The organism is Parcubacteria group bacterium (genome assembly GCA_041659505.1).
Taxonomy (GTDB): domain Bacteria; phylum Patescibacteriota; class Minisyncoccia; order Moranbacterales; family UBA2206; genus UBA9630.
Genome location: JBAZYF010000003.1, coordinates 95,344 through 107,894 on the forward strand (window position 1 = coordinate 95,344; position 12,551 = coordinate 107,894).

Annotated in this window: 13 protein-coding genes; all 13 read right to left on the bottom strand. The window is 40.0% G+C overall.

The genetic code is table 11. The annotated features are described in order from the left end of the window. Positions 1-13 precede the first annotated feature (13 nt). Positions 14-1,108: a DUF262 domain-containing protein gene (locus WC848_04725; GenBank protein ID MFA5961959.1), complete on the bottom strand. Its 1,095-nt coding sequence runs from the start codon at positions 1,106-1,108 to the stop codon at positions 14-16. 1 nt (position 1,109) lies between these two features. Then, a complete protein-coding gene (locus WC848_04730; GenBank protein MFA5961960.1) occupies positions 1,110-2,168 on the bottom strand; it encodes an adenine-specific methyltransferase EcoRI family protein in 1,059 nt (352 codons plus the stop codon). Between the two features lie 4 nt (positions 2,169-2,172). Further along, on the bottom strand, positions 2,173-3,084 hold the full coding sequence (locus WC848_04735; GenBank protein ID MFA5961961.1) for a DUF5655 domain-containing protein: 912 nt from the start codon (positions 3,082-3,084) through the stop codon (positions 2,173-2,175). Between the two features lie 246 nt (positions 3,085-3,330). After that, on the bottom strand, positions 3,331-5,067 hold the full coding sequence (locus WC848_04740; GenBank protein MFA5961962.1) for a hypothetical protein: 1,737 nt from the start codon (positions 5,065-5,067) through the stop codon (positions 3,331-3,333). A gap of 217 nt (positions 5,068-5,284) precedes the next feature. After that, complete coding sequence (locus tag WC848_04745; GenBank protein ID MFA5961963.1) at positions 5,285-6,724, bottom strand: ATP-binding protein; 1,440 nt, start codon at positions 6,722-6,724, stop codon at positions 5,285-5,287. A 22-nt stretch (positions 6,725-6,746) separates the two neighbouring features. Beyond that, the gene (locus tag WC848_04750; protein MFA5961964.1) at positions 6,747-6,872 is read right to left on the bottom strand and encodes a hypothetical protein; all 126 of its coding nucleotides are present in this window, start codon (positions 6,870-6,872) and stop codon (positions 6,747-6,749) included. A 106-nt stretch (positions 6,873-6,978) separates the two neighbouring features. After that, the gene (locus tag WC848_04755) at positions 6,979-7,650 is read right to left on the bottom strand and encodes a response regulator transcription factor (GenBank protein ID MFA5961965.1); all 672 of its coding nucleotides are present in this window, start codon (positions 7,648-7,650) and stop codon (positions 6,979-6,981) included. Positions 7,651-8,109: 459 nt separating this feature from the next. After that, the gene (locus WC848_04760; GenBank protein MFA5961966.1) at positions 8,110-8,337 is read right to left on the bottom strand and encodes a hypothetical protein; all 228 of its coding nucleotides are present in this window, start codon (positions 8,335-8,337) and stop codon (positions 8,110-8,112) included. Next, complete coding sequence (locus WC848_04765; protein ID MFA5961967.1) at positions 8,321-9,883, bottom strand: phage terminase large subunit family protein; 1,563 nt, start codon at positions 9,881-9,883, stop codon at positions 8,321-8,323. Before WC848_04765 ends, WC848_04760 begins: the two co-directional genes overlap by 17 nt. Continuing rightward, positions 9,834-10,367 carry a hypothetical protein gene (locus tag WC848_04770; protein MFA5961968.1) on the bottom strand — a complete coding sequence of 178 codons (534 nt, stop codon included), beginning with the start codon at positions 10,365-10,367 and terminating at the stop codon, positions 9,834-9,836. Before WC848_04770 ends, WC848_04765 begins: the two co-directional genes overlap by 50 nt. A gap of 54 nt (positions 10,368-10,421) precedes the next feature. Further along, positions 10,422-11,741, bottom strand: a complete 1,320-nt coding sequence (locus WC848_04775; protein ID MFA5961969.1) for a site-specific DNA-methyltransferase — start codon at positions 11,739-11,741, stop codon at positions 10,422-10,424. Between the two features lie 96 nt (positions 11,742-11,837). Beyond that, positions 11,838-12,101 (bottom strand): hypothetical protein, encoded by a 264-nt coding sequence (locus WC848_04780; GenBank protein MFA5961970.1) that lies wholly within the window; start codon positions 12,099-12,101, stop codon positions 11,838-11,840. 65 nt (positions 12,102-12,166) lie between these two features. After that, complete coding sequence (locus tag WC848_04785; protein ID MFA5961971.1) at positions 12,167-12,448, bottom strand: KH domain-containing protein; 282 nt, start codon at positions 12,446-12,448, stop codon at positions 12,167-12,169. Positions 12,449-12,551: the final 103 nt, after the last annotated feature.

Here is a 12,551-nt window from a genome sequence, read left to right on the forward strand (position 1 = left end):
TATTTTTTTGATTTTATTTCCCCGATTTTCTTCTATTGCATTCTTTGCATAACATTTGGCAATTCTTTGCAACAGTTTTTCCGCCCTCATGCCAAGGATTTATATGATCAGCTTCCATTTCTTCAATTTCAAAATGTTTCTTGCATTTTTTACAAATGCCTTTTTGTCGCTCATAGGCTTCCAGCTTCATTTTCTCGTTAAACGCTCGAATATTGAGATATTTTTCTTCACCAGTTAGCACATACCAGTACACGCCTTTTTTGCTGTCAACGTCTTCGTCGGCAATCAATCGCGCAACTTCACTCTCCAATTCTTCTGCATCTAATTTAGTATTCTTAAATTTACCATATAATTCTCCCCACTCGATTCCTTTCATCATCTTACGATATTTTGGAAAAACCATTCGCACCCACTCAATCACTTTTTGAAAATACGCCCATAATTCCTCAGCAGTTGCATCATGTTGATGTTTCCCCATATAGTCTTCAATTTTATCATTACTAATCCAGCGAAGTACTGTTTCCAAATATTCTTGACGATTTAATGCTCCCCCCATATAGTCATTAGCCGAAAGGGATGCTGGAGCATTGCTCTTACTAAAATATCGCTTAGCATCAGTTACCCAAGTCCCCGAGTAGATAGCATTTAATAATTCTTGATTCGTTAACTTTTCACCCGCAGTATTAATAACCTTAAACCATGCCAATTTCTCATCATATGTACCTTCGCAAAAATAAACCATGAGCTTATAATCCAAAATCTTCGCTTTTTCTTTTTCAGTTAGATTGTCGAAATACATTTGATATTCACGATTTGTAATGTTAAAGTTACCAGCTACAAAATTACAAATGCTAACTGTGCGCTGTTGTCCATCAAGAATTTCAAAGCTTCCATCATTATTCTTTACCCAATACATTGCATTTAGCGGAAAACCTCCAATCACTGAATTTATTACAGCAATTTGTTGTTCGGGTTTATAAATAAATTCACGCTGATACTTCGGACGAATATCTAATTTTCCGCCATATCCAACCACACCCTCTTCATCGCTATCCTGATATCCAGCAAAAAGTTCACGCACTGGAATTTCATTTAGTTCAATTTCCATATTATTTTTTTCGTTTAATTAAAATTCGATTATATATTTTCCTACCTTCAATTAAAGTAAAACATTCGTAACCAATCCATCTTGCAGAATTAGCAATGCCCAATATTTCAAACTGCGCTGGGCTATATTTATCAACAAAGGTAATCGGTACGCCCATTACACTCTCATAATCCATTGGAATATCAGCAACTTTATCAACATTTATAACGTTGTAGTTATCGTATTTTGGAAATTCTCCCGGCGTATATTTCTTATATAACACTATTTTTTCATGACGTTTTGTATTGTCGAGGTTTGTATACCACACAATTCTACCCATACTGAAAAACTTTGTACCATTTTCAATTTTTATTCTTGACTCTGTCTCAATATCATAATCATTGGGAACCTGAAACCATTTTGTACCACCATTGTCGTAGCCGTGCCACAATTTATTTTCTTTGATGAAACCGAAAGTTTCTTTATAGGTTACTGCATTTTGGTCGCCAAGAATCAAAAACTTCTTGTTATATTCAATCAATTGCGCAACATATTCCCGAAACAATGAAAAAGGTGGATTAGTCACCACGATATCTGCTTGTTTTAAAAGTTCTATACTTTCTTCACTTCTAAAATCTCCATCGCCTTCCAACGGTGCCCATTCATTGTTTTTGTTTGCTTTGAGTTGTTCAGCAATATCACGCAAATCAAACGCACCATCACCGTCGAGATCGCTAACTTCATTGATAATGAATTTATTGGCCGTTAATTTTGGACGACCCTTTGTTATGGGCAGTGTCTTATTATCTCCAAATAATCCAAGTTGAGTATTAGCAATTGGTGATGGTTTGTAACTTGTAGCGATAAGTTTCTTTAGACCCAAAGCATTAAAATTTGAGGCAAAATACTTAAAAAAGTTACTCTCGAAAGGATCGTCACAATTGCAATATACCACCTTGTCACGAAATTGTTCTTTATAGTGTTTTAATTCCTTTTCAATATCAACAAGCTGAGTATAAAACTCATCTTTTTTTGCCTTGTTGGCTTTATGCAAATTACTGTTTAATGACTTATTTTCCATGAAATTACTTATTCAAATCATAACTTTGCTTGATTAAAATAAAAGCTGATTCAAGGTCTTTTTCATCTTTTAATTTCACCTCATAATCTCCATTGCCCCAGTGTCCCTTTTTAGGTTTTGTGAAGTCTGTAGATATTTCAAACAAATCAACCAATTCACCACTTTTTACATTAAGTGTGATTCGTATTTCATCCTTATGAATAATCAGGTCGGCAAAGTTGGTTGCTGTTTTGTAGGCTATATAAAATTTCTTTGGCTCCTCTTTTATTTCCTCGTCGATGGAAATAATTTTTTCGCGCAATTTGTAAAAAAGATCTTTTGTTTTTTGATCGGTTTTTTTCAGGTGGTCATCAATCGAATAATTTTTTTGTAGAACCTCGTGCTTTTCTTTTTGATTTTTAGACTTTTTGATAATTCCAGAAGTAGAAATTTTTATTTTCTGATAGTTTTCCGGCTCAAGAAAAAGAAGATCGTTTTCATAGATCCTGTATCTCAAAAGTTCGATGTTAATTGGTAAAATATCTGCCGTGTCTATATCAAATTTGTTATAATTTTCCGCGACACAAATTACCCGCGGAGAATCCCAATCAATATCAATTTTGATATTTTTGTTTTTGCATAAAAATTCAAAATCAGCTTTGTGATCCAATAGCCAGCGCAAATATGAAAGACCTTGATTGATAACGCTATCGTTTTGATTTTTCTTATACTCAATAATGCAGGGTGAGCCATTTTTATCTATACCCAAGGTATCAATCCTGCCCCCGAAACTAGTCGAATATTCATGAGCTAAAAAATCAATATTCAAAATTTCTTCCAGATTATTTTCAAATAATTTCTGCAAGTCCTTTTCTAGGCCTAAGTCTTTCGTTACTAATTTTGATACCTTTGGATTTTGAATCTTAAATAATGCCATCTAATTTAAACTTATTTTTTCCAATCTTTAACAAAACCCATCCACACACTTGACGGCTACTTCTTATTTCCCTTTTTTGTGACTTTTCCAATATTTTAATAATACTCCCGAACGACCATAAAGTAAAGGAAAACAGCCCCTATTTCGCCAAATTCTGCCCTACGGGCGTTTTTCATATCGAAATGGTACAAGTACCCCAAAGGCAGGTCAGCTTCTCTCTGCCCCCAATATTCCGTGCAACCCGCCCTACTTGTATTCCTCCAAAAATTCCAGCATTTCCTTTTGTTCGGCGAGGGCTTCTTTGGCTGATTTTTCGACAGATGCGAGCATACCCTCAAAAGCCACTTTGTTTTCCACCGAGGTGACGCCGCTCAAATGCTTTCGTGCTTTCTCGGTGTGAAAAAGTGCCTTATTGCATACTTCCTGGATTACCTCATACCAAAATATTTTTTGCAGTTCCTTGATCTCTTTCTTCAAATCCAATTCTTTGAGGCTCTTGTTCCCGCCTCGTCTTGAGTATTTTTTCAAAACCTCAATTACCGTCGGGCTTAGTTGTCCTTTTTTGAGATCATCTTCCCAATCATGCGCGTCGTCATTAAGCTGTCTGGCGATTATATAATTTTCAAAGAATGCGAGTAAGTTTTTTATTTCTGAAGACTCAATGTTTTTTGTGTGAAAATACAACACAGCTATTGATCCCAACGCGTGACCGATGGAACGATCGGCGAGTCTTTCTAATGTTCCAAAATCAGGCAATCGGTCGGGAATCGTCAATCGTGATCCGGCTACCTGCGCTCGGCAATTAGTTGTCTCCCAGGCATTAGCAGAATCAATCCTGTCCATTGTGTTTTTGAAAAATTGTAAAAATTTTTCATCCTTCGCAAAAGTTTCGCAGTATATTAATGTTAATTCGCGAAGGCAGATATTGGCCAAGGAAAGAAACCTCGGGTCACCTTCGCCATCGAAAAAATCATCATAAATCGTATAGGCTATCCAGCCATAGAGACTGGCCACTTCCAGTTCAATGAGAATATTCTCATCCACAGCCTTATTGCTCCCCAGCGATTTTTGAAAATAATAGGGCAAGAGGGTTACTCGATTTGCGTTGTCTCCTTTCAATATCCTTTTCCTGACAGCCAGAAAATTCTCAGTCAGTTCAGAATTGAAATTAGAAAATCTTTGATCTGTTAGCTTGATTATCCTTTTATGTATCCTTTCCTGCTCCCTGTCTATTTTTATTTCTTTTTTATTCTTGACCGACTCATCTTCAGTCAAAAATTTTCCCACAGTTTCCAGACAGAATGCCGTTGTAAGTTCCGCGCTACCGGAATAATGTTTTTGTTTCTTTTCTATTTTTTCAACCACGAAGGGATAGGCTTTCCACTCTCCATTTATTTTGTTTTTCAAGATAGATCCCAGACTTTCCTCCAGTTTTTCCTTATTGTGCCCTAGGTTAATAAGCGCGCTGACTGCCAGTGCGGTTTCCAAGGGATTACCCCAAGAATGATTCTTGTGCCTATTTTCCAAGAGATAGGAAATTATTTTGTCTTTCTTTTTTCCTTTGTACCAGCGAGAGATAAAATAAATGATGGCGTATGGGGATTGATAATAGGGAGAGCTGTATCTTCCAGAATCAATCGCTTCTTCCGCGAGAGCAGTCAGACTTTCCAGGGTCACGTCCTGAAGCGAAAGAAAAAACGCAATGTTGCTGTTGACCGCCAAATCAATGTCTTTCCAGTCTTTGCCTGCATTCTGTGGAGTGAGCCACGTATAATACGGCCCGCCTTCTTTGCTCTCGCAAAATGTGAGAAGATTGATGACTTTAGCGATGGCTCTTATGGAGATAATTTTTTGATTATGCTTGGTCAGTGCGACCATAGCGCAACAAGTATCATCCAAATCGTCCGGGTACGGCGTATCTTTGCTTTCCGGCGAATTTCTTTTCCAATAATTCCACGACCAAAAATCGCTTTTTTGGCTCATCAGAAATTTTGCAGTTTTGCTTCTTACATTATCAAGCGCCTTTGAACTGGGAAGATTATTGAGACTCGCTAAAATTAAGCACGTGGGAAATGCGGATTGGTTTTCCCTGGATGCATTGAAATCTTTTGAAGTTGAAACAAGATTGGAAAAACTTCCGTCTTTTTTTTGCCTTTGATCTAAATAATCAATACTCGCCTTTATCGTTTTGTCTATATAGCTATGGTTCATTTCTAATTGGAAATTCAATAATAAATTTGCTTCCTTGCCCCCAGATGCTTTCAACCTTGATTGTTCCGCCAAAATCTTCCTCGACCGTGTTTTTTGCGGTTGCCAGTCCAATCCCCGCTCCCTTTTGCGGACCCTTGGTGGTAAAAAACGGATCAAATATCTTATTGCGGATTTCTTCCGAAATCCCGCCTGCCCGATCTTCAATGGAAATAACCGCCTTTTCGCCACGCTTTTCCAACCCTATCTTTATTTCTTTCCCCTCTTCATTGCTCATTTCATATGCGTCCAAGGCGTTGAGTATGATATTGGTTACCACATGATTGAATCTGACCGCGTTTCCGTAAGTAAGGATATCAAAATCGCCGCATAGCTTGATATCGACTTTTTCCGTTTTCAGTTTGTATCCCAGTATTTTGGCGACACCGAGTATCTCTTTCTTGGCCGAAAACAACGCTTCTATTTTTTGGTTTTGAAATTGCTTCTTGGCATCTTCGATATATTCCGATATAGCCGCTTTATTATCATTGGCCTGCTTCAAATATTCTCTAATCTCAACCAATTCCTTTTCTCCCCCCTCGGTCGCCTGCTCTATGTTCAGAAAAAGAAAATTGATATGATTTATAAGGTCGTGGAAAAGTCCGGAGGAAATTTTGCCGAACTCGATAAACCTGGAAGCCTGATTGATTTTCTCCATTTGCGCCTTCTCTAACTCTCTTGTCCTTTCCTGAACTCTCATTTCCAGCATATCCCGTTCTTCTTTGAGTTCCGCTTCGGATTTTCTCGCTCGTTTTAATGACCTTTCAATTTCACGATTAGAAAGCCAGGAAACGATGGCGATGACCATGAAGGTTACAGAAAATTGTATGGCATCTTTGATGTCTAATGTTTCAGGCTTCCAATACACATTAGGTTGTGTCACACCGCTAAGTTGAAAATATGTCACCGCTAAAATAGCGAGGGCTGTCGCGAAAGCAATTCCAAATGCGAAGCGCGAACCAACCAAAACACCTGACGCCACAATAATAAACGCGTAACCGAGGAGCGCCTCTGGAACATCGGCGCCCCAATGAAAAGCGGTGTAGGTGGTCAAAATGAAAAAGATTGCTATGAAAACATAGGAGACAAAAACGAAAAGTTCCGCTCGGGAAAGTAAATATAAAACAACAAAGCTAAAAAATACAATCAATATATTGCTCAACGGAAAACCTCGATATTCCAAGCCGACCTTATTTGCTTGATATGCAATAATGAGCGAAAAGGTTGCCGACAAAACAATGGCGGACAATAGTAAAACATTCAGTATGAATTCGTGGCGCCTGGAGTCTTCGCTTTTTGACTTCGGTTTTATTACTTTTTCAAATAACAAAAAGACACTTTTTTGAAAAACGCCAGAGTTGGAAATATCCTTTTCTTGTAGATCGTTTTTCATATAGTGTCTTTTTATAAAAAGCCTACGCCATCGGAGCATTGCTCCATGGACTGGCGACGCTCACCATCGACATGACAAATGCACTCAATGCGACAGCCTTTCTGGCCTTCTTGCTCGTTAGAATTTTTTTGATGATTTTCTTTTTCATTTCTTCGTTATTTTAATTTTTTGATAAAAATAATCCCTCGACCAAGAATTACAAATTTAATTGTATCAAAGCGAGGTAAAGAAAAAGTAAAGAAAATATCAAGAAATCAATCCAGTTCCATTTTGTAGCCTCTTCCGTTCACAGTTTGAATCAGGCTCACCTTTCTCCCAATGTCGATCTTGGCACGCAAGTTTCTGATATGTGATTTCAAAGTATTGGAAAAAGTATCTAAATCCATGTCCCACACGTGCTCCATGATATCTCCCTGCGACAGCGTTCGACCCGTATTTTTGGCTAGATATTCCAAGAGCATAAATTCTTTTCGCGTGAGATTGATGCTTTTCTTTCCTCGTTTCACCTCATGATTTTTGGTGTTCATGATCAAATCCCCGATTTTTATTGTTTCTCTGATTGTGGCGTTCGGGCGACGCAGTAGCGCTTTCACTCTGGACAAAAGTTCCCGAAAAGAAAAAGGCTTGGTCAGATAGTCATCCGCACCATTATCCAAAAGATCCACCTTGGTGGTAATATCCGACAAGGCCGAAAGCATTATGATTTTCACGTCTTTCTTTTTTTCGCGGATCGCCTGGCACACTTCCAGTCCGCTTTTCTTGGGTAGCACGTTATCAAGCACGATTAAGTCATAATCATTGCAACGGCCGAGGAATGCTCCCTTCTCGCCATCCGTTGCCACGTCAACAGCAAAAAGTTCCATCTCAAGATTCGACTTGAGAAAGTCGGAAATTTTAGGGTCGTCGTCTATGACTAAAATTCGCATACTATTTTCAGGATGCTAATATTTCACCTGCCTATACTTTAGCACCTAATCTTTTCTTTGCCCATAGAAAAGTTACCCACAAAAGAAATCCCTGCGATTAGCAGAGATCTCTTTTTGGTTTAGATTCAATTTTGTCTCCTGGCTTATTCCTATGAAACAACTGCGAAGAAAGGCGCGCACTCGTGAGAGTATTTTCTTCATAGTGTATTTGCACTGGAATAAAAATCGCTAGGTGATGGATAGCATAAATATTTTTTGCTGCAACTAAAAATTATTTTTTCTTGGACGCCCAGTCCACGTCGACCTTCTCTTGGCATCCATCCCCTAGGATGCCTCGGAGCAAGAACTGTTTTTTTGCTTCCAAAAATATTAATAAACTAAAATAATTATACTCATCGCAAAGATAAATTTCAGTAAAAATTTGGTAAAATTTTTATAAAGCTCTACCCCTTGTTCTTTTCATGAGACTGAGTCCTCTGGAGCATCCTTCATTTTCTTGAGAAAACCGCGCCTGGTGCGCGATGCCACTTTCCACCAATTCACAATTTGGCCGTTTTTTATTTCAATCACAACCCGCCCGAAGCCTTCCGCTTCAATAGATGCCAAATCCTTGGCGATTTCCGAAAGGAGCAGATTGCGCTCCCGCTCATTGGATATATTTGTTTTTTGCTTATTTATTCGGTTCATATTTCAGTCTTTTTTTAAATGCGATATGCCAGTACAGGAGAGCATGCCAAGCGTGATCAGTGCCAGTAGTCGATTGCCATTCCCGTTTTTCCTGGCCAAACTGATTAGTAACCGTCCGGGCATACATTGTTTGAGCGTGGTCTATTAGCATGCGAAAGGTCGTGTCGTTCGACTGCATGGCAAATTTGATCTCTCCGCGCCTCAGGGATGAGATTGTGTCGTCAATGATGCGATTGCGTGAGGTAAGCACTTTCACTTCATCCTCGAAAGGTTTTCTGTCTTCCTCCCTCTCGTCATTCCAGCGAATTACCTCGAGCATTTTCGGGTCGTCTTTATAGAAATTCACATAGACGCGATAGGGAAATTTGCGAGCCAAACGCAGGGCTTCTTCCGTCCATGGCATAGCGTCAATAACGCATACCCGCACGTCATAGAATTGAATCAGTTCTGCCATATATTCCCAGCGAGTTTTGTTCGGCCGGTCTTTGATTTTACCAATCCAAAATATTCCTTTGGCATTGCCAATTACGATATGATTCTCATCCCCGGTATCCGCGCCCATTACGTTCCAGCCGGCTGTTTCGACTTCTTCATTTGTAATATTGCGCAAAAATAGGCTTTGGGGAATTTTCTGATCGGATGCGATATAGGGCAAACCGAGAACGAAATTGTAAAAGTATTTTTGGTCTTCGGCATTGGCTTCTTCATCAAGCAGATTAGCCGCACTGCGCCAAGGACACATCATTTGACTGATCCAATACCCGCTGATTGCTTCTCCTGGATATCGAGCTTCCCATCGTCCAGTATCACAGACCCAGCGTGAGGTGATTTCTTTTCGGCATTTCTGGCAGACATAGATTCTTCGTTCGCGGTCAACATTCTTCTCCCAGTCCATATGCTGTTCATAGTTACAATTAGGACAATTAAACCGCCAGTGTTTTTGGTCGGATTGCCCGAACAACCGATCAATTCCCACGTCCGGAACAGTCGGGGTTGAAAAATAATGCTGACTTCTGATTTTCGAAAATCCCATACGGCTTGTGTAATCGCGAATTACCTCCGGCTTGGATTTGTCGAGCTCGTCGTGAATGTTTCTGTCTGAAGTAAGCATAATAGCTTCCTTTTCCGTGTATGTTCCTTTGAAAAACAAGAATGATTTTCCGATCTGTTTTTGCTCCACCGAATCCACGTCTTTTCCACTCACTCCTTCCAGCACACAGGAATTCACTTTCACGATTCTGTTTACCTTGCTCTTTACGAATTCGGCCACATCGTCCACCGTCGGAAGTGTATAAATTTGATTGATGCCCCAAAAACGCGCGGCGTGGATCGCTCGCAAAATCTCCATCGTGCTAGCTCCAATCTGCGAACCTTTACGGATAACTTGCATCGGAGTACGATCGGAATAAATATCCAGCATAAAGCGGTGATCCGAAAATTCAATTACATCGCCACTTTCGCTTTTTATTCCATTCTGCTTGATCCAATACAGAATGCTACTTTTTTGTTTTTCCTTTTCGTCCATAAAAAGCTTTGATAGTTTCATCTATTGCCAATCCCAACTCCTCTTCTTCCGCTGTCGGTGGTTTTTGATCTTCTTCCTTGATGCTCAATTCGTGCTTACCGAGAGATTCTCCCATCTCCGTGCGAAACATTTCCCATAGTTTCTTAATCTCGTCGACTGTCGCTCCTTCTCCTTTTTTCATCTGCTTTTTTAGAGCCTGGATTTTTTCCCAAAAAACCTCACCGATAACAAACACTTTTTTCTGTTTGATTTCCTGCGCTTTCTTTCGAAGACTCTCAAGATCTTCAGTGAGTTTGAGGTCTTTCCGTTCAACCCAGCGATATTTTTTTGACCAAGTTTCTATCGTTGTATCACTTGGTTTCTTGCCAAGCCTTTCGGCAAATTCCACCCAAGTTTCACCCAAGCTTTGCCCAACCTTATCCCATAGCCCCAATGTCTTTCGAATGCTTCCCGCTTCGCAATATAAAAGCCAAGCGGTATATTGAGATTCCGTTTCGCTTGGCATTTTTGAAGTTGTAAGTACGGGCTTTGCCATATGGCTTGATCGCTTATCATTTATCTATCCCTTGAGCTTTACTTTTTCCCAGCGCTTTCGAATCACATCGCACCAACAAGGGTCAAGCTCCAGTAGATAGCAAGTGCGCCCTAATTTATGCGCAGCGAAAAGCGTACTACCTGATCCGCCGAAAAAATCGACAATATTATTTCCGATTCGACTGGAGTTTTTGATGGCTCGCATAATCAGCCACTCCGGTTTTTCAGTTGGATGAGTCATTTTAGTAACCGCCTTTCTGGGCATATCCCATACGTCGCTTTCATTATTGTCACCATAGAAAAAATGACGCTCTCCTTTTTTCCAGCCATACATAATCGGCTGAGCTTTCGTTTTACTCTTGCTTCGCTTGGCTTTCATGATTTGCTCGTATTGCTTCTTATAATCGCCCCAACCGATAGAGAAAGACGGTTTGACCCAAACGATCGTCGATGAAAATTCAAAGCCTGAATTGAGCATTTCGTAATACCACAGCGAATAACTAGTATAGCCGGTGCAGACATAAATCACTGCGCCGGGCTTCATGATTTCACAATAATTCGCGAATACTTTCTCGCTGAACGCTTCGAAATCTTCTTGGCTCTGCTGATCTCCCAAAATTCTGCCCTGCTCAGTCGGAAATTTTCCTTTCTTTTCATGACTGACATGAGCCACATTATATGGCGGGTCAGTAAAAACCATATCGGCTTTGAGCGTACCAAGCAATTTTTTAATATCTTCCATTTTAGTCGCATCTCCGCACATAAGCCGATGCCTTCCGAGTTCATAAATTTCGCCGTATTTTGATTTCGGCTTTTTTATTTCCGCATATTCTTCTTCGACAGTTTTTTCTTCTTCATCATCCGGTTCGTCTAGTATTTGACTGTCCAAGAGATTGCTGATTTCCACTTCATTAAACCCAGTGACGCTCAGATCAAAGTCCGAGTGGTTGAGTTCTGTCATCAGTTCAGCCAGCTTTTCATCATTCCAATCGCGCCTTTGAGCAATTTTGTTCAAAGCAAGACTCAGGGCTTTTTCTTCTTTTTCGGACAAATCCACCAAATCCACGTTTTCTTTTGGTACTGTCTCCCAGCCCAATTCCTGTAAAACCATAACGGTCATATTGCCACCAATAATAATGCCCGCACGGCTCTTATTGGTATTTACCGTTATGAGCCCGCGAAGCCCAAAGCGCTCAATCGATTTTTTTAGCGCATCAATGTCTTCCTGCTTAACTTCTCGCGGATTGTAAGACGGGTGCTTGAGTTCTGAAATTTTTACTATTTGCGTAGTTTTAACCATAGGTACATGAAAAATATTTTTATACGAATTAATATCATCTGCCATTTTGGAAGCGCGGGACATACTTGCGTCGTTTCCTCTCGCTGAATCATTTCGATATGCTGTTTTCGCTCTTTGGCCACTGGAAGATTTTTTTGAGAACTATTGTTTGACACGTACATATTCTTCTTCAATTAATTTTTTTGTTGTTAAGATGGCGTGTTCGACTTTTTCGATTCGCTCCTGATACTCGGCCACAATTTCCTTTTTAGTTTTTTGACCGTCCAGATTAAACGGGGTCAGGCGCGGTATCACCACGTCATTGTCATCGCGATCTTCGAGATTACGAATGGCAATCTCTAGTCGCAGGTTTTCTTCTATCAGTGAGTCATGGATTGACTCTAATATTTCCAGTCTGGTTTTCATATGATTTGATATGACGGATTTTGTTTCTTTGTCCCGCCCTTAGCGACAAGGCCGCCGTTATTTTATTAAAGTTCGACAGATGTCGGTCTGACACTACCCGGAAGATCCGGCACGTCAAGCCGAACACTGACCCGAGCCTTGCTTCTGCGACCGGCGAGATTCATGATTGAACGGATCGCTTTGATAACGCGTCCGTCTTTTCCAATCACAATTCCCGCATCACCTTCACCAAGCTTCACCGAGAGGAGCACGCCCATCTCATCGACATGCCTCAATACCTCGACCTGTTCGGGATACGTAACGATGGCCTGTAAAATCTCCTTCAATAAATTTTGATCTTGTTCCATAGATTTTATTTTTCTTTAGATAATTTTTTAGTTTCTAACCACCTGTCGACCGCAGGTAGCAATGTGGATTAGCCACACCTGAAGAGTCAGTCTTTTTTACTCC

Excerpts from the sequence above, each read along its gene's own strand:
- WC848_04725 (MFA5961959.1), bottom strand. The coding sequence starts at position 1,108 with ATGGAAATTGAACTAAATGAAATTCCAGTGCGTGAACTTTTTGCTGGA.
- WC848_04730 (MFA5961960.1), bottom strand. The coding sequence starts at position 2,168 with ATGGAAAATAAGTCATTAAACAGTAATTTGCATAAAGCCAACAAGGCA.
- WC848_04735 (MFA5961961.1), bottom strand. The coding sequence starts at position 3,084 with ATGGCATTATTTAAGATTCAAAATCCAAAGGTATCAAAATTAGTAACG.
- WC848_04740 (MFA5961962.1), bottom strand. The coding sequence starts at position 5,067 with ATGAGCCAAAAAAGCGATTTTTGGTCGTGGAATTATTGGAAAAGAAAT.
- WC848_04745 (MFA5961963.1), bottom strand. The coding sequence starts at position 6,724 with ATGAAAAACGATCTACAAGAAAAGGATATTTCCAACTCTGGCGTTTTT.
- WC848_04750 (MFA5961964.1), bottom strand. The coding sequence starts at position 6,872 with ATGAAAAAGAAAATCATCAAAAAAATTCTAACGAGCAAGAAGGCCAGA.
- WC848_04755 (MFA5961965.1), bottom strand. The coding sequence starts at position 7,650 with ATGCGAATTTTAGTCATAGACGACGACCCTAAAATTTCCGACTTTCTC.
- WC848_04760 (MFA5961966.1), bottom strand. The coding sequence starts at position 8,337 with ATGAACCGAATAAATAAGCAAAAAACAAATATATCCAATGAGCGGGAG.
- WC848_04765 (MFA5961967.1), bottom strand. The coding sequence starts at position 9,883 with ATGAAACTATCAAAGCTTTTTATGGACGAAAAGGAAAAACAAAAAAGT.
- WC848_04770 (MFA5961968.1), bottom strand. The coding sequence starts at position 10,367 with ATGCCAAGCGAAACGGAATCTCAATATACCGCTTGGCTTTTATATTGC.
- WC848_04775 (MFA5961969.1), bottom strand. The coding sequence starts at position 11,741 with ATGGCAGATGATATTAATTCGTATAAAAATATTTTTCATGTACCTATG.
- WC848_04780 (MFA5961970.1), bottom strand. The coding sequence starts at position 12,101 with ATGAAAACCAGACTGGAAATATTAGAGTCAATCCATGACTCACTGATA.
- WC848_04785 (MFA5961971.1), bottom strand. The coding sequence starts at position 12,448 with ATGGAACAAGATCAAAATTTATTGAAGGAGATTTTACAGGCCATCGTT.